Source organism: Radicibacter daui, from assembly GCA_030657355.1.
GTDB classification, from domain to species: Bacteria; Pseudomonadota; Alphaproteobacteria; order Radicibacterales; family Radicibacteraceae; genus Radicibacter; species Radicibacter daui.
Window position 1 is genome coordinate 413,095 of sequence record CP131056.1, and the last position, 16,364, is coordinate 429,458.

Annotated in this window: 19 protein-coding genes; 12 read left to right on the forward strand and 7 right to left on the reverse strand. The window is 64.8% G+C overall.

Annotated features, from left to right (window positions below; translation table 11 throughout):
* Positions 1-66 precede the first annotated feature (66 nt).
* Positions 67-774 carry a fumarylacetoacetate hydrolase family protein gene (locus tag QTL98_RS01970; protein ID WP_445680557.1) on the reverse strand — a complete coding sequence of 236 codons (708 nt, stop codon included), beginning with the start codon at positions 772-774 and terminating at the stop codon, positions 67-69.
* 363 nt (positions 775-1,137) lie between these two features.
* Positions 1,138-1,884: a gamma-glutamyl-gamma-aminobutyrate hydrolase family protein gene (locus tag QTL98_RS01975; RefSeq protein WP_445680558.1), complete on the reverse strand. Its 747-nt coding sequence runs from the start codon at positions 1,882-1,884 to the stop codon at positions 1,138-1,140.
* Between the two features lie 292 nt (positions 1,885-2,176).
* On the opposite strand from QTL98_RS01975, the gene QTL98_RS01980 reads away from it, so the two are divergent.
* The 8 genes from QTL98_RS01980 (at position 2,177) to QTL98_RS02015 (ending at position 9,214) form a co-directional block, all read left to right on the forward strand.
* Positions 2,177-2,740: a NifU family protein gene (locus QTL98_RS01980; protein WP_445680559.1), complete on the forward strand. Its 564-nt coding sequence runs from the start codon at positions 2,177-2,179 to the stop codon at positions 2,738-2,740.
* Positions 2,741-2,907: 167 nt separating this feature from the next.
* Positions 2,908-3,297, forward strand: coding sequence for a cytochrome c-type biogenesis protein (locus QTL98_RS01985; protein ID WP_445680560.1), 390 nt, complete (start codon positions 2,908-2,910; stop codon positions 3,295-3,297).
* Positions 3,298-3,401: 104 nt separating this feature from the next.
* The gene (locus QTL98_RS01990; RefSeq protein WP_445680561.1) at positions 3,402-4,190 is read left to right on the forward strand and encodes an ABC transporter ATP-binding protein; all 789 of its coding nucleotides are present in this window, start codon (positions 3,402-3,404) and stop codon (positions 4,188-4,190) included.
* 205 nt (positions 4,191-4,395) lie between these two features.
* On the forward strand, positions 4,396-5,229 hold the full coding sequence (locus QTL98_RS01995; protein WP_445680562.1) for an ABC transporter substrate-binding protein: 834 nt from the start codon (positions 4,396-4,398) through the stop codon (positions 5,227-5,229).
* Between the two features lie 111 nt (positions 5,230-5,340).
* Positions 5,341-6,054, forward strand: coding sequence for an ABC transporter permease (locus QTL98_RS02000; RefSeq protein ID WP_445680563.1), 714 nt, complete (start codon positions 5,341-5,343; stop codon positions 6,052-6,054).
* A gap of 3 nt (positions 6,055-6,057) precedes the next feature.
* The gene (locus QTL98_RS02005) at positions 6,058-6,789 is read left to right on the forward strand and encodes an ABC transporter permease (RefSeq protein WP_445680564.1); all 732 of its coding nucleotides are present in this window, start codon (positions 6,058-6,060) and stop codon (positions 6,787-6,789) included.
* A gap of 100 nt (positions 6,790-6,889) precedes the next feature.
* On the forward strand, positions 6,890-8,398 hold the full coding sequence (locus tag QTL98_RS02010; RefSeq protein ID WP_445680565.1) for a GGDEF domain-containing protein: 1,509 nt from the start codon (positions 6,890-6,892) through the stop codon (positions 8,396-8,398).
* A gap of 99 nt (positions 8,399-8,497) precedes the next feature.
* Positions 8,498-9,214: a sensor histidine kinase gene (locus tag QTL98_RS02015; protein ID WP_445680566.1), complete on the forward strand. Its 717-nt coding sequence runs from the start codon at positions 8,498-8,500 to the stop codon at positions 9,212-9,214.
* Between the two features lie 93 nt (positions 9,215-9,307).
* Here QTL98_RS02015 and QTL98_RS02020 read toward each other — a convergent pair whose 3' ends face one another.
* From QTL98_RS02020 to sdhC, 4 genes are read right to left on the reverse strand one after another with little or no spacing between them, the layout of a single operon-like run.
* The gene (locus QTL98_RS02020; RefSeq protein ID WP_445680567.1) at positions 9,308-10,084 is read right to left on the reverse strand and encodes a succinate dehydrogenase iron-sulfur subunit; all 777 of its coding nucleotides are present in this window, start codon (positions 10,082-10,084) and stop codon (positions 9,308-9,310) included.
* A 57-nt stretch (positions 10,085-10,141) separates the two neighbouring features.
* Positions 10,142-11,947, reverse strand: a complete 1,806-nt coding sequence (gene sdhA / locus QTL98_RS02025) for a succinate dehydrogenase flavoprotein subunit (protein WP_445680568.1) — start codon at positions 11,945-11,947, stop codon at positions 10,142-10,144.
* Positions 11,948-11,955: 8 nt separating this feature from the next.
* A complete protein-coding gene (gene sdhD / locus QTL98_RS02030; RefSeq protein WP_445680569.1) occupies positions 11,956-12,351 on the reverse strand; it encodes a succinate dehydrogenase, hydrophobic membrane anchor protein in 396 nt (131 codons plus the stop codon).
* A 16-nt stretch (positions 12,352-12,367) separates the two neighbouring features.
* Positions 12,368-12,769 (reverse strand): succinate dehydrogenase, cytochrome b556 subunit, encoded by a 402-nt coding sequence (gene sdhC / locus QTL98_RS02035; protein WP_445680570.1) that lies wholly within the window; start codon positions 12,767-12,769, stop codon positions 12,368-12,370.
* A gap of 532 nt (positions 12,770-13,301) precedes the next feature.
* Here sdhC and ccmA point away from each other — a divergent pair.
* Positions 13,302-14,003, forward strand: a complete 702-nt coding sequence (ccmA, locus tag QTL98_RS02040) for a heme ABC exporter ATP-binding protein CcmA (RefSeq protein WP_445680571.1) — start codon at positions 13,302-13,304, stop codon at positions 14,001-14,003.
* On the forward strand, positions 14,000-14,665 hold the full coding sequence (gene ccmB, locus QTL98_RS02045) for a heme exporter protein CcmB (RefSeq protein WP_445680572.1): 666 nt from the start codon (positions 14,000-14,002) through the stop codon (positions 14,663-14,665). The genes ccmA and ccmB overlap by 4 nt, the downstream gene beginning before the upstream one ends.
* On the opposite strand, the gene QTL98_RS02050 is transcribed toward ccmB, so the two are convergent.
* Positions 14,607-14,918: a hypothetical protein gene (locus QTL98_RS02050; RefSeq protein ID WP_445680573.1), complete on the reverse strand. Its 312-nt coding sequence runs from the start codon at positions 14,916-14,918 to the stop codon at positions 14,607-14,609. The genes ccmB and QTL98_RS02050 overlap by 59 nt on opposite strands.
* 171 nt (positions 14,919-15,089) lie before the next feature.
* On the opposite strand from QTL98_RS02050, the gene QTL98_RS02055 reads away from it, so the two are divergent.
* Both QTL98_RS02055 and ccmE read left to right on the forward strand, forming a co-directional pair.
* Positions 15,090-15,851: a heme ABC transporter permease gene (locus tag QTL98_RS02055; RefSeq protein ID WP_445680574.1), complete on the forward strand. Its 762-nt coding sequence runs from the start codon at positions 15,090-15,092 to the stop codon at positions 15,849-15,851.
* Positions 15,848-16,363, forward strand: coding sequence for a cytochrome c maturation protein CcmE (gene ccmE / locus QTL98_RS02060; RefSeq protein WP_445680575.1), 516 nt, complete (start codon positions 15,848-15,850; stop codon positions 16,361-16,363). Before QTL98_RS02055 ends, ccmE begins: the two co-directional genes overlap by 4 nt.
* Position 16,364 lies beyond the last annotated feature (1 nt).

Below are 16,364 nucleotides of genomic sequence, written 5' to 3' on the forward strand. Positions count from 1 at the left end.
CTGGCAATCTCCGGGAGCCCGTGGCCGGCGGGGCCGGCCACGGGAAAGTCAGGGTAAAGGATCGGGTCAGGAGCGGGTGGTAACGGCAAGCTTCAGCGTGCCGACGGGGCCGACTGAGGCCTCCAGCCGGTCGCCGGGCCCGATGGCGGCCACCCCTTCCGGGGTGCCGGTGAAGATGAGGTCGCCCGGCGCCAGTTCCACCATCTGCGACAGCTGGGCGATGATGTCGGCCACCGGCCAGATCATGTCGGCAAGGTTACCCTGCTGGCGCGGGGTGCCATTGACGGAAAGGGTGATGCCGCCGGCTTCCAGCGTGCCAGTCTCGCTTACCGGATACAGCGGGCCGATGGGGGCGGAACGGTCAAAGGCCTTGCCCATCTCCCAGGGCTTGCCGCCCTTTTTGGCTTCGGCCTGCCGGTCACGGCGGGTGAGGTCGATGCCAACGGCATAACCCCAGATCAGGTCATTGGCCTGTTCCGGGCTGATGTTGAAGCCGGGCTTGCCGATGGCGACCACCAGCTCGACCTCGTGATGCAGGTCGTTGGTGGCGACGGGATAGGGATAGGTCAGCTCATCGCCTTCCGCCACCGGCACCAGCGCATCTGCAGGCTTGGCGAAGAAGAACGGCGGCTCACGATCATCAGCCCCCATCTCGCGCGCATGGGCGGCATAGTTGCGGCCCACGCACCACACGCGGCGCACAGGGAACAGGTCGCCCGTGTTGCCGGCAACGGGAATGGCGGCTTGGGCGGGCGGGGCAATCACGTAGGCCATGGAGCGTTTCCTGACGTCTTGTGGGCTGGATGGAAAGGCCGGCACCCATGGCCGGGCCCATCCCCTTACCATCACCTAGACCATTCCGGGCGCCCTGTGAATCGCCAGCGGTGCCGCGCCGGGCGCAAAAGAAACCCTCTGTAGCCCTGTTGCGAGGGCGGCAGTGGACCCGCCTTGAGGATAAAATTCTTAAAGGGCGGTCAACACCGGAAGGGCAGGATTTTGATCCGCCCGTCCCCGGAGGCGCTGCTGTCAGCGCCCGGACCGGCTTTCCACAGGGGTAGTGGTGACGACTGGAAGCAGGGGGACGGCGCCCGGCGCAGAGGGCGACTGGCACTGGTCGGAGCCCGCCGCCCCTGTTTATCAGGAAACGGCCTGACGGACCGCTTCACCAAACCGGGCAAAGAGGGCGGTGGAGAACGGGTCTTCCCAGAAACGCCATTCGGGGTGCCACTGAATGGCGACGGCGAAGGGATGATCCTCCACCCGAAACGCCTCGACGAGCCCGTCCGGCGCCCGCGCTTCAACGGCAAGCCCGCGTCCCAGGGTCTCTATGCCCTGCATATGGACAGAATTGACCTCAATCTGACCGGCACCACCGTTGATCTGCCGGAGCAGGCCGCCTTCGGTCAGGGTCACGCTGTGGGCCTTGCCGTACTGCACTTCCACCGGCTTGCTGTCGTCGGCGCGGTGATCGGCAAGGCCGGGAACGGTCTGTACCGACTGGTGCAGCGTGCCGCCCATGACCACATTCAGCTCCTGAAAGCCGCGGCAGATGCCCAGCATCGGGATGCCGCGCTCCAGTGCCCGGCGCATCAGCGGCAGGTTGGTAGCGTCGCGTTCCGGGTCGTGCAGGGTACCGGGTGCGGAGGCCGGGCCGCCATAATGCTGCGGCTCGACATTGGAGGGGCTGCCGGTCACCAGCAGGCCATCCACCCGGTCAAGCAGAGGATCCCATTCCCACCAGTCGCCCAGTGCCGGGATCAGCAGCGGCTGGCAATCCGCCCCTTCGGAAACGGCGCGGATATATTTGTCGCCCACCACATGAAAGGGGTGGGCACCGAGCATGCGGGTGCAGCAGGGAACGGCGACAAGCGGGCGGCGGCTCATGAAGGGGCTCACTGGCGAGGAGGCGACTGGCGAAAGCGGGCCTTGTGCCGGCCCGTTTCATCACCAGATAGGCCTTACGGGCCTTCGGCGGCAAGAGCGCCGCCGCTACGGGTTCCCCCTGCTTTCCCCCGTGAAGCAGGCCACGCTGGCGCCTGTGGCATTGCCGGGCCAGCGGGTGCATGATGAAAGCAAGGATCAATCATGAGAAGCGTGGGGACCGGCTGCCGGCGCCAGCGCTTCCCCGGAGCGGGTAAACCGCCTTCCGGCGATGAAGAGTTACAAGAGCCAGACGATGTTCATTCAGACCGAAGAGACGCCGAATCCGGCGACGATCAAGTTCCTGCCCGGCCGTGAAGTGCTGGCAGGGGCCACGCTGCAATTCGCTTCGGCCGCCGAGGCCGAGACGTCCCCGCTTGCCCGTCGCCTGTTTGCCATCGAGGGCATCGAGGCGGTGTTCTTCGGCGAGGACTTCGTCAGCGTCTCCAAGGGCGGCGATGCCCGCTGGATCATGATCAAGCCGCAGGTGCTGGGCGCGATCATGGAGCATTTCACCAGCGGCGACCCGCTGCTTGAAGGTGTTGCCGCCAGCCAGACCCACGAATCAGTGGGTTTTGACGAGGAAGACGCCGAGATCGTCGACAGCATCCGCGAGCTGCTCGATACCCGCGTGCGCCCGGCCGTTGCCCAGGATGGCGGCGACATCCTTTTCCACGGCTTCAGCAAGGGTGTGGTGTATCTGACCCTGCGCGGTGCCTGCTCCGGCTGCCCGAGCTCGACGGCGACCTTACGCGGCGGCATCGAAAACATGCTGAAGCATTATGTGCCGGAAGTGATGGAAGTGCGCGCCGTCGCCTGATGCGCTGGCCAGCCTTGTCCCTCCTGTCTTCCCCGACTTTTCAGGCCCCGCGCCAGCGGGCGGCCTTGCGGCTGTCCCTGCGCGGGGTTTTGTTTGCCGGCTTGCTGGCCCTGCTTTGTCCGTTGCTGGTCCTCGGTTCGCAGGCCCTTGCGGTCGAACCGGGAGAGATGCTGGCTGATCCGGTGCTGGAAGCCCGGGCCCGCGACATCTCGAAGGAACTGCGCTGCCTCGTCTGCCAGAACCAGTCCATCGACGACAGTAACGCCCCGCTTGCCCATGACCTGCGCGTACTGGTGCGCCAGCGGCTTGTCGCCGGTGATAGCAACGAGGCGGTAAAGCAGTATCTCGTCGCCCGCTATGGCGATTATGTGCTGATGAAGCCGCCGTTCAAACCGGAGACCTGGGTGCTCTGGCTCGGTCCGCCGGTGCTGCTACTGCTAGGCGGCGCCTTGGTCTGGAGCGTCTTGCGGGGTCGTGGACGCGCCTCCACAACTGCCGCCGAGGCAGCCCTGTCGCCCGAGGAAGAAAAGCGCCTCAGCGAGCTTGTCGATAGCTGACGGGTGCTTGGGCACTCGCGCCCAAAAGGTTAAAGAAAGCGCTTTGCAGCAGAGGGCCGCGACGCTACGGTCTCCAATCTGCTTATTAATTGAGCTATTCCGGCATGGCCTCTGAAAACGCCCGAAAAATACCCGCCATCGAGGTTGCCCAGCTGCACAAGAGCTTCGGTCAGCTTCAGGTGCTGAAGGGGGTGTCGCTGACGGCCCGGGAGGGAGATGTCATCTCCATCCTCGGCTCCTCCGGTTCGGGCAAGTCCACCTTTCTGCGCTGCCTCAACCTCCTGGAAATCCCTGATTCGGGCGATGTGATCATCGGCGGCGAGACCATCGAGATGCGATCTACCGGCGATGGTCGCCAGGTGCCGGCCAGGCGGGCACAGGTCGAGCGGATTCGCGCCAATCTCGGCATGGTGTTCCAGCAGTTCAATCTCTGGACCCATATGACCGTGCTGGAAAATGTCATCGAGGCCCCGGTGCATGTGCTGGGCCTTTCGAAGGCCGAGGCGACCGAGCGCGCGGATGCGCTGCTGCACAAGGTCGGACTTTATGAAAAGCGCGGTGTCTATCCCAGCCACCTGTCCGGTGGCCAGCAGCAGCGTGTGGCGATTGCCCGGGCGCTCGCCATGCAGCCCAAGGCGCTGCTCTTCGACGAGCCGACCTCCGCGCTTGATCCCGAGCTGGTGGGCGAGGTGCTGAAGGTCATGCGCGGCCTTGCCGAGGAAGGCACCACCATGCTGGTGGTGACCCACGAGATGGGTTTTGCGCGCGATGTCTCGTCCCGCGTCATGTTTCTCCATCAGGGACTGGTGGAGGAAGAGGGCGTGCCGCACGAGATGTTTGCCGAGCCGAAGACGGAGCGTTTCCGCGCTTTCCTCAGCCGCGCGCTGCATTAATATTCACCTTTCGGGAAAACCGGCTTCAGGTCGCCATGGCAGCCTGCGGCATTTTCCGGAAGATGATGCCAGACTGTCCGTTCAGGGTGGCCGTGAAAGGTCTCCCCTTGCGGACGGGACGGAGGCGGCAAAGCCGCTTTCGTTGAAGTAACTGAAAGAAAACATCGGGAAAAATCCCGGAAGCCTGAGACAGGAGGCACGAGCCTTGTTCAAGAAGACCCTTATGGCCGTGAGTGCGCTGGCCGCTCTCACGCTCGCCGGCGCTGCCAGCGCCGACACCCTTCGCATCGGTACCGAAGGCGCCTATCCGCCGTGGAACAGCACCGATAGCACCGGCGCCCTCGTCGGTTATGAAGTCGATCTCGCCCACGCCATCTGCGACACGCTCAAGATGGAGTGCGAAATCGTTGGGCAGGATTGGGACGGCATGATCCCGGCTCTGGTGAACGGCAAGTTCGACGGCATCATGGCCGGCATGTCGATCACCGAAGAGCGCAAGCAGACCATCGACTTCACCCAGGGCTATGCCACCGAGCCGGGCCTCTTCGTCGGCGCCAAGGACAGCGCCTTCGCCAAGGCCAGCTATCCGGCCGATGTGAAGGGCGGTGTTGCCGAGCTCAAGAAGCTGCTCAAGGGCAAGTCCATCGGCGTCCAGACCGGCACGATCCACTACAATTTCCTTGAGCAGGAGTTCAAGGACGTGGCGGATATCAAGGTCTACGACACCGTCGAACAGCAGAACTCCGACCTCGCGGCCGGCCGTGTCGATGCCATCCTGGCCGACATGTCCTCCTCCGATCCGTTCCTCGACAGCGCTGAAGGCAAGGGTTTTGCCACCTTCGGCCCGGGCCTGACCGGTGTTGACTATCCGGTTTATGGCGAAGGCGTCGGCATCGGTGTCCGCAAGGACGATACCGCCCTCAAGGCCAAGCTGAACGAGGCGCTGTGCACGCTGAAGGGCAATGGCAAGCTCTCCGAGCTGACCACCAAGTACTTCAAGCGCGACATCTCCATGCCGAAGTCGGCTGACTGCAAGTAACAGGTCTGCCTGTCGGGCCTGCACGAAGGGGGGCTGGCAGCCTTGCTGCCGGCCCCCTCTCGTAGCCGCACCGCCGGGCTTTCATAAGAAAAATCCGCCGAAAGGATGCCGATGCTGGAGATGCTGAAACCGCTGGCCTGGGGGCCGGATGGCTGGGGAGACGAACTTGCGAGCGGCGCGATGGTCACGCTGGGCCTCGCCATCAGCTCCTACCTCTTCGGCCTGGTTATCGGCATGCTCGTCGCCTGGGCCAAGCTCGGCGGCTCGCGGTGGGTGCGGATCGCCGGCGATGTCTACACCACCATCGTGCGCGGCGTGCCCGAGCTGCTCGTCATCTACCTGCTCTTCTTCGGCAGCGCCAACCTGCTGGGCCGTATCGCCCATCTCTTCGGCTACAAAGGCTTTATCAGCTTGCCGGAGTTTTTCGTCGGCACGCTGGCCGTCGGTTTCATCTCAGGTGCCTATTCGACGGAAGTTTTTCGCGGTGCCATCCAGGCACTGCCCAAGGGGCAGATCGAGGCGGCCAGAGCCGTCGGCATGTCGCCCTTCCTTGTCTTTCGCCGCATCATGCTGCCGCAGCTGCTGCGCTATGCGTTGCCGGGGCTCGGCAATGTCTGGCAGCTTTCGCTCAAGGATACCTCACTGGTCTCCGTCACCGGCCTTTACGAGCTGATGCGCACGGCCCACGTCGCTGGCGGCTCCACGCGCGACTATTTTCCCTTCCTGCTGGCGGCGGCGCTGCTGTTCCTGCTGTTCTCGACCGGCTCCAGCCAGCTGTTCCGGCGCGGGGAGCGCTGGGCCAATCGCGGCGTGCGGAGGGCCTGATCCATGGATTTCTCTCTCGCCCTTGCCTATCTGCCCGATCTGCTGCGCGCCGCGGTTACCACGCTCGGCCTCGTAGCGACCTCGCTTGTGCTGGGCATCATCATGGCAGGCGGCATTGCCGCCATGCGGCTTTCGGCGGTGCCTTGGCTCAAGGGGCCGGCCTCTTTCTACATCTTCTGCTTCCGCGGCACGCCGCTGCTCGTGCAGATCTTCATCATTTATTACGGCTTCGGTCAGTTCGAGTTCATCCGCCAGTCCATCGCCTGGGTGGTGCTGAAGGATGCTTGGTGGTGCGCGGTCATCGCCTTGATGTTGAATACTGCCGCCTATAGTGCGGAGATTGTCCGCGGCGGCATCGAATCCGTGCCCTATGGCCAGCTGGAAGCTGCAAAGGCCTGCGGCATGTCGCCGATAAAGCGCTTCCTGCGTATCACCGCCCCGCAGGCGCTGGCACAGGCGCTACCGGCCTATGGCAACGAGATGATCCTGATGGTGAAGGCCAGCTCGCTCGCCAGCGTCATCACCGTCGTCGAACTGACGCGGGTTGCGCGCACCATGCAGTCCAAGACCTTCGACCCCTATACGCCGTTCCTTACCGCCGGGCTCATCTACCTCATCATCAACTTCGCCATCACCCGCTTCATCAAGGTCGCCGAGTGGAAAGCGACCCCCTACCAGCGCCCGCCGGCCGGGGTTTCTGCGCCTGCGGCAGCGGTACAATCACAGGCGGACTGACTTTTTTAACCTTTTGGCGCCCGATTCACCGAACTGTTATCGGCTTGTAACGCTACATCGTTAGGCTGGCCCCGTCGCGAGCTCGGGCCAGTCAAACTCCATGTCGTTTCCACAGCGCCACACGCTGATCAGTCTTGGTTTCTGGATCACGCTTACCTGCGTCGCCGCGCTGACTATCATGGCGCGCGTGGAGCACAGCAGGCAGCGCGATGCCGCTGCCGGGGCGGAAGCCGATGCGCTTGCCGTTGCCCGCGACATGATGGTCGACCTCGGCCGTTTTGACAGCGCGGCCAATGTGCTGGCGGCAAGCCCGGAACTGGCAGAGCAGATCACCCGGCCGGACAATCCGGTGGCGCGGGCCCGCATGGCGCGCCTGCTGGATTCGGTGGCCGATGCTACCCAGCTTGCCAATGTCTTCGTGACCGACGAGACGGGCGTTATCGCCTTTGCCGGCGGCAAGAACCGCCGCCTGCTGGAAGGCCGGCCGGTCAACTCGCTCGATGCGGTGCGCGAGGTGCTCTATTTCAGCCGGCCGTCGCATTTCATCGGCCAGTCGTTGATCGGCGACGGCCAGTCCTATTTTGTCGGAGTGCCGCTGCGCCAGGGCGACAAGACCATGGGCGCCGTGGTGGTCGAGGTCTCCAGCACTGCCTTCCGCATCAACCCGGTCGATGCCGGCGATATCGTGCTGGTGCTGGACCCGACCGACTCCGTCGCCATGACGTCCGATCCGGCCTGGCGCTTTGCCATTCTCGGCCGCAATGCGCTTGATCTGCACCCCGTTGGTCTCAATGAACCTACGGCGCCGCAGCCCGACAGCCTGTCGGGCGAAAGCCAGCGCCACTCCTATCTGCGGGACAATGGGCCCGGCATGGCAACGCCGCGGCTCGCCCAGCTCAAGACAGGCGAGCGGGTGTTCGCCATGTCCGACCTTTTCGGGGGCTGGGCCGTTGCCATCCTGCGCCGGCCGGACGAGATCATCTTTGCGCAGCGGGCGGCGGGCGGCATTACCCTGCTGCTCGGCCTCCTTGGCTGGATGACCACCAACATGGTGCTCAATGGCCGGCGCCATTTGCGCCAGCTGCGGGAAAAGTCGATCCGCGACTCGATGACCGGCCTCTATAATCGCAGCTACATGAATGAAGCCATGCTGCCCATCATCGCCGCTACCGATCGCAGCCTGCTGCAGGGGTTGGCGATGGTGATGGTCGATATCGACAATTTCAAAAGCATCAACGACACCTTCGGCCACCACACCGGCGACATGGTGATCCAGAAGCTGGCCGACACCATCCGCCGTGAAGCGCGCAAGAGCGATGTCGCCATCCGTATGGGCGGAGAGGAGTTCGCCATCTTCCTGCCCGGCACCGATACGCGCGGCGCCCTTGTCTTTGCCGACCGGCTGCGTCAGGCCTTCAGCGGCGAGGTCGGGCCGCTGCCTGATGGCCGCCGGGCCACGCTGAGTGCCGGCGTCTCGCTTCATCGCAGCGGCGACACGCTGGAAGGGCTGATCAAGTCAGCCGACGATGCCCTTTATGACGCCAAGCGGACCGGCCGTGACCGTGTCGTCGAGGCGAAGCCTCTGTCTGCGATGTTGGAGCTGGCCTGATCCCCTGCCACTATTGCGGCCGGGCCCGTTACCGGGGCACCCGCAAATCAGCATGGCGGCTTTCCCGTCCCGGGTAAAAGCCGGCCCGGGGGAAATACCATGTCGGAAATCACCGCTGCCGCTGCGGATATGGACAGGCTGCTGCGTCTTGCAGCGCATGACCTGCGCGGGCCGCTCTTCGGCCTGCTGGGGCTTACCGAGCTTCTGGCAATGACCGCCGATGAAGCCCCGCGTGACCGGCTGACCGAGCAGGCCCGCCTTGCCCATGCGGCCGCCATGCAGCTTGCCGATCTGGCCGATGCCCTTTTCCTGCAGCTGAGGGCCAGCGCCGGCGGGCTGGAGCCGATCCATGCCCCGGTCGATCTCGAGGCGCTGACAGAGCGGGTTCTGGCGCTTTACGGGCCGAGCTGCGATGCCAAGTCGGTTACGCTTGAAGGGCCGGTCAATGCCGGGGCACTGCCACGCGTCGAAGGCGATCCCTTTCTGCTTGAGGCCATCCTGCGCAACCTTATCGCCAACGCGGTCAAGTTCTCGCCGCCCGGCACCACTGTCAGTCTGTCGGTTTCTGCCCAGCCTGATGCGGTGGTCATGATGGTGCAGGACGAGGCTGGCGGCATCGATCCACAGGTCATCGCCAATGCCAGTGCCGGCCGCACGGTGTCGGCACGCATCGGCACCGGCGGAGAGGCCGGCAGCGGCCAGGGGATGCGCCTTGCTTTCCAGCTGTGCGAAAAGCTGGGCCTCACCCTTACCTATCTGCCCGCCGGCAAGGGCACCCGCGCCCAGCTTTCCATTCCGCTGCACCGGCCGGGCTGACCCGGCACGGGCTGGTTAACCAGGCGGACCCAAACAAAAAGCCGTCCCGGAGGTGTCCGGGACGGCTTTTTGTCAGTGCTTTGCCGGCACGCCTTAGCGGCGGGCCACCATCAGGCGCTTGATCTCCGCAATTGCCTTGGCCGGGTTCAGACCCTTCGGGCAGGTGCGGGTGCAGTTCATGATGGTGTGGCAGCGATAGAGCCGGAACGGGTCTTCCAGCGCATCCAGACGCTCGCCGGTCGCCTCGTCGCGGCTGTCCGCGATCCAGCGATAGGCCTGCAGCAGGATGGCCGGGCCGAGGTAACGGTCACCGTTCCACCAGTAGCTGGGGCAGGAGGTCTGGCAGCAGAAGCACAGGATGCACTCATAGAGGCCATCCAGCTTCTCGCGGTCTTCCGGGCTCTGCAGGCGCTCGCGGCTCGGGGCCGGGCTGTGGCTTTTCATCCACGGCTCGATCGAGCTGAGCTGTGCGTAGGGCACGGAAAGGTCCGGCACCAGGTCCTTCACCACCGGCATGTGCGGCAGCGGGTAGATCTTCACCTCGCCATCGATGTCCTCGATGGCCTTGGTGCAGGCCAGCGTGTTGGTGCCATCGATGTTCATCGCGCAGGAGCCGCAGATGCCTTCACGGCAGGAGCGTCGGAAGGTGAGCGTCGGGTCGACCTCGTTCTTGATCTTGATGATCGCGTCGAGGACCATCGGCCCGCACTTGTCGAGGTCGATCGGGTAATAGTCGACGCGCGGGTTCTCGCCGTCGTCCGGGCTCCAGCGGTAAACCTTGAAGGTCTTTACCCGCTTGGCGCCTGCCGGTGCCGGCCAGCGCTTGCCTTCCCTGATCTTGGAATGTGCCGGAAGCGTCAGTTCAGCCATTTTCTAACAAGCCTTCTATCCGTCCAAGTCCATCAAACCCACGAGGAGAAACGCGCCTTAGTAGACGCGCTTCTTCGGGGGAATGGGCTCGATGTCGCTGGTCAGGGTGTAGAGGTGCACCGGGCGATAGCCGATCTGGGTCTCGCCGCTGTCCACATTCATGGACATGACGGTGTGCTTCATCCAGTCCTTGTCATCGCGCTCGGCGAAGTCCTCGCGCGCATGGGCGCCGCGGCTTTCCTGGCGGTTGGCAGCGGAACGCATGGTGACGACGGCCTGCGGCAGCAGGTTTTCCAGCTCGAGCGTTTCGACAAGGTCGCTGTTCCAGACCATCGAACGGTCGGAAACACCGATGTCGCCGCGCTGGGCGTAGATGTCGTCGAGCAGCTTGACGCCCTCGTCCAGCACCTCGCCGGTGCGGAACACGGCGCAGTTGTTCTGCATCACGCGCTGCATCTTGCCGCGCAGCGTTGCCGTCGGGGTTTCGCCCTTGGCGTAACGTAGCCCGTCGAGACGGCCGAGGATGGCGTCCGTCTTCTCCTCGGAAATCTTCTTGTGCGCGCTGCCCGGCTTCACCACTTCGGCGGCGCGGATGGCGGCCGCACGGCCGAACACCACGAGGTCGAGCAGCGAGTTGGAGCCGAGGCGGTTGGCACCGTGCACGGAAACGCACGCCGCTTCACCGATGGCCATCAGGCCCGGCACCACGCGGTCGGGATCGTCCGCCGTCGGGTTCAGCACTTCGGCGCGGTAATTGGTGGGAATGCCGCCCATGTTGTAGTGCACGGTCGGCAGCACCGGGATCGGCTGCTTGGTCACGTCGACACCGGCGAAGATCTTGGCGCTTTCGGCAATGCCGGGCAGGCGCTGGTGGATCAGGTTCGGGTCGAGGTGGGTGAGGTCGAGATGGATGTGGTCGGCATGCTCGCCGACACCGCGGCCTTCGCGAATTTCGATGGTCATCGAACGCGAGACGACGTCACGGCTGGCAAGGTCCTTGGCCGAGGGGGCGTAACGCTCCATGAAGCGCTCGCCATCCTTGTTGCGCAGGATGCCGCCTTCGCCGCGCACGCCCTCGGTAATGAGGCAGCCTGCGCCATAGATGCCGGTCGGGTGGAACTGCACGAACTCCATGTCCTGCAGCGGCAGGCCGGCACGGATCGCCATGCCGCCGCCGTCGCCGGTGCAGGTATGGGCCGAGGTGCAGGAGAAGTAGGCGCGGCCATAACCGCCGGTCGCCAGCACGGTCATCTGCGCGCGGAAGCGGTGCAGCGTGCCGTCATCGAGGTTCCACGCCATGGCACCGACGCAGGCGCCGTCATCGTCCATCAGCAGGTCGATGGCGAAATATTCGATGAAGAACTCGGCATCGTGCTTCAGGCTCTGCTGGTAGAGCGTGTGCAGGATGGCATGGCCGGTACGGTCGGCGGCAGCGCAGGTACGGTAGGCCTGGCCCTCGCCGAAGCGGGTGGTCATGCCGCCGAAGGCGCGCTGGTAAATCTTGCCTTCCGGGGTGCGCGAGAACGGCACGCCGTAATGTTCGAGCTCGATGATGGCGGGAATAGCCTCGCGCACCATGTATTCGATCGCGTCCTGGTCGCCGAGCCAGTCGGAACCCTTGACGGTGTCGTACATGTGGTAGCGCCAGTCATCCTCGCCCATGTTGCCGAGCGCGGCCGAGATGCCGCCCTGCGCCGCCACGGTGTGGCTGCGGGTCGGAAACACCTTGGTGATACAGGCGGTCTTCAGCCCCTTCTCGGCCATGCCGAAGGTGGCGCGCAGGCCGGCGCCGCCGGCGCCGATGACCAGAACATCATATTCATGGTCGACGATCTTGTAGGCATCGCCCTTGATAGCAGCCATGGCTTGCCTCAACCTCCAAACATCATTTTGAGCACGCTGATGATGCTCAGCGTGGCCAGGAAGAACGCCGCGAACTTGATCACGACGAGGCTGGCGATCTTGAGCCATTCGGTGTGGCAGTAATCTTCCACCACCACCTGCAGCCCGAGGCTGGAGTGGTAGAAGAGCGCCACCAGAAGCAGGATGGCGAGGGTGCCGGTGCAGGGGCCGGCGAGCCAGGCCTGCACGGACGCCTGATCGGCTCCGAGATGGGCGAGGACGCCGCCGACGAACCACAGGCCGAGCGGGATGATGGCAAGCGCGGTAAGGCGCTGGGCCCACCAGTGCTGCACGCCTTCCTTGGCCGCGCCGAGACCGCGCACGCGCCCGAGCGGCGTGCGCAGGGATTTGGTCTTGCTGCTCATGTCGTATGCTCCCCGCTTACCAGACAGTCGCGCCGATGACGATGGCGGCAAGGGTCAGAACCACCGCGCCGACAAAGACGGCGCGGCCGCTGGCATAGACCTGCGGCAGTTCAAAACCCCAGCCGGCATCCCACAGCAGGTGCCGGATGCCGTTCAGCAGGTGATAGAAGAAGCAGAAGCTCCAGCCCGCCAGGGCGATCACGCCGATCCACGAGCCAAGCACCGCGGAGACGAAATCGAAGTAGGGAGCTTCGCCGGCGGCGGCGGCAATCCACCACGCCAGTACGATCAGACCGACGCTGAGGGCGATGCCCGTGGCGCGGTGCAGGATGGACATTATGGAGGTGATTTGCGGCTTGTAGATCTGCAAATGCGGCGACAAGGGTCGCGGCCGTTGCGCCGGGGTGGCGTCCGCCATCGTTTTATCCTCGAATTCTACGCGGGCGTCCGGAAGGGGCCGCGTATAGGTCGGTGCCAGGGGGCTGGCAAAGATTTGTTCTTGTGCAATGCATCAAGCGTCGAGTGAGGCCAATATCGGCAAGATTGAGGCCGGAAGCAACAGCCTGTCGTTTGACTTCACGCCATTGCAACCGACCGTTCCGCCGCCTGCGGCCCCGGTCGCAGACGTCATGCGCTTCTTGCGCCGGAATGACAATCCGCCTCGGCCGGAAATTATGGGCGTGCCACATTTGCAACTTATTTTACGATTTTTTAATACATTTTGACGCTTAATCCCTTCGATAGGGAACACCCATGGGTGCGAAGAATCCCCCCGATTGTCGCCCAAGTGCGACAGCGCCCGTTCCCGCCAGCCATGCCCCGGCTGGGTCAATGTAAGAGACGGCCATCGCACCCCCCGGCGATGGCCGTTATTTTTTTGTCCGTTTCGCCCACTCTGTGGAGTGTCCACTGCTGGATTCCCCCCGGCGGCTGGCTTATAGCCGGTGGTGATGAGCCCTCCGAGCCCCTTTTCCCATCGCCTCGCCGCCCATGGACTCGCCTGCCTGCGCGGGCAGCGTCTGGTGTTTGCCGAGGTGGATTTTGCGCTCGGTCCCGGTGATGCGCTGCTCCTCACCGGCCCCAATGGCAGCGGCAAGTCCACCCTGCTGCGGGTGCTGGCCGGCCTGCTGCGCCCGCTCGCCGGCGATATCTCCTGGGATGGCGAAACGGCGCGGCCCGGCGACCTTGCGGGCCTCATTCATTATATAGGGCACCTCGATGCCCTGAAGCCGGTGCTGACGGCGGCGGAAAATGTCGCCTTCTGGGCCGGCCTTGCCGGACATCCCGAGCCTGCCGGTGCCGCCGCCCGGGCACTGGAGCGGGTCGGCGGCGGCAGTTTTGCCGCGCTGCCCGGCCGCCTGCTGTCCGCCGGCCAGCGCCGCCGTACCGCCCTCGCCCGCCTTCTGGCGCTGCCGCTGCCGCTCTGGTTGCTGGACGAACCGGCAACCAGCCTCGATGTCTCCGGTATTGTTCTGCTTGAAGAGATTATGGCCGCGCACCGTGCGGCAGGCGGCATCGTAATTGCCTCCACTCACAGTGCCCTTGCCCTGCCAGGCGCCATGGGCCTCGATCTTGGCGCCCTTGCCCGCCGCCGGGCACAGGAAGCGGAAGAAGCGCAGGACGGCGCCAGCGTCGATGAGGTGCCGGCATGAGAGGCTTCCTCGCCTTGCTGGTGCGCGATCTGCGCCTTGCCCTGCGTCAGGGATCGGACGCGGTGATGGCGGTCGCCTTCTTTGTGCTGGTCATCCTGCTGTTTCCCTTCGGCATCGGGCCGGAGCCGAACATGCTGGCGCGTATTGCTGCTGGCACGCTCTGGGTTGCCGCCCTGCTCGCCTCGCTGCTCGCGCTCGAGCGGCTGTTCCAGCATGATTATGAGGACGGCTCGCTGGATCTGCTGGTGCTGGGGCGTCTGCCGCTGGAGGTCGTGGTGCTGGCCAAGGTACTGGCCCACTGGCTTGTCACCGGCCTGCCGCTGCTGGTCGCGGCCCCGCTTGCCGGCGCCATGCTGAATTTCCCCGGCAGCGGGTTGCCGGTGCTGCTGGCAAGCCTTGCGCTGGGCACGCCCACCCTTTCGCTCATCGGTTCCATCGGTGCGGCGCTGACACTTGGAGCGCGCCGGGGCGGCGTGCTCATGTCGTTGCTCATCCTGCCGCTTTATATCCCGGTGCTGATCTTCGGCGCCGGCGCCGTCGAGGCAGCGGCGTCCGGCCTTGAGGTCGGGCCGCATCTGATGCTGCTGGGCGGTATGTGCGTCTTCAGTCTGGTGTTGGCTCCATTGGCCGCTGCTGCGGCACTTCGGCAGGCGCTGGGTTGAGCGTCATGACCCGGGCATGCCGGTCGCCGGCCGGGTCCGCCTCCCGCCCGCCGACGACGGGAGAGGGCATGGGTGCCGGGCTCAGCCGGTCCATCAACAGCATTGGCACCAGCACGGCCGAGAAGGCCGCCATCGTCAGGGCCGACGCCATGACCGCCTGCCGGCGTGGAATCCCGATGCGGCGGATGACCCAGAACAGCAGGGCGAATCCGGCAAGAAGTATCAGGCTGAGAATGAAACCCTGCATTGCCATCGGCCTTTTTTCCCGCGCCCCTTTATCCGCAAGTTGCCCAAACCCATGTGCAGGCTTGCCGGAAAATTGCGGTCAAACGGGGGGCCGCGACATGGCAACACGGGGGCGGGCCTTGCGCTCGTGGCCGACCTCGGTGACCATCCGCTCCCGATATTCTCCAGGGCCAGTCTGATGCATCAGTTCGCCAACCCCGCTCGCTTCATGCGCATCGCCGGCATGGCTTTGCCGTGGTTCAGCGTGGCCGCGGTGGTTCTTTTCGCTACCGGACTGTTTTTTGCCCTGTTCGACAGCCCGCCCGACTACCAGCAGTCCGAGACGGTGCGCATCATGTATGTGCATGTGCCGGCGGCCTGGATGGCGATGTTCGTCTATACGAGCCTTGCCGTGGCGGCGGCGAGTTCGCTGGTGTGGAAACACCCGCTGGCCGACCTTTGGGCACGCGCCAATGCGCCGCTCGGCGCCGGATTCACCGCTATCTGCCTTGTGACCGGCATGCTGTGGGGCAAGCCGATGTGGGGTGCCTGGTGGGCGTGGGATCCGCGCCTTACCTCGGTGCTGGTACTGTTCTTCCTTTATCTGGGCTACATCGCGCTCGTTGGCGCCTTTGACGATCCCGAGCGCGGGCTCAAGGCCGGCAATGTGCTGCTGCTGGTCGGCGCGGTGAACGTGCCCATCATCAAGTTCTCGGTCGACTGGTGGAACTCGCTGCACCAGCCGGCCTCCGTCCTGCGCATGGATGGCCCGGCCATTGATCCCTCCATGCTGCTGCCGCTGCTTTTGATGTGGGGGGCGTTCATGGCGCTGTTCGGGGCGCTCGCCATCCTGCGGCTCAGGAGCGAGCTGATGGAGCGCCGGCTCTCCGCCCTGCGCCTGACACTCGCCAGCCAACCGGCCGGTTCCCGGTCCTCCAGCAACGAACCGGGCCTGTCATGAGCCTCAAGACCGCGCGCAAACGCCGGCGCCTCTATGTGCTGCTGCTGGCTCTGACAGGCCTTGGCACCGCTACGGCGCTGGTACTCGCCAGCCTCGGCGACAACATCTCTTTCTTCCTCAGCCCCAGCCAGGTGCATGCCCAGCATTATGGCGCCCAGCGCCAGTTCCGCCTCGGCGGGCTGGTGGAAAATGGTTCGGTCGAGCGCAGCGGCACCACGACGCTCTTTACCGTTACCGATACGGTCGAGGAGGTGAGGGTTTCCTATACCGGCATCCTGCCGGACCTGTTCCGCGAAGGGCAGGGTGTGGTGGCCAATGGTCATCTCGATGCCGCGGGCGTGTTTGTCGCCGATGAGGTTCTGGCCAAGCACGACGAAAAATACATGCCGCCCGAAGTGCATGATGCGCTGAAGGCTGCCGGCGCCAGCATCGAGGCGGATGGCACCGTCGTCGGTGCCGACGGCAAGCGCTACCAGTATCAGCGCGGGTCCACCGCAAGCCCGGGGTCCTGAG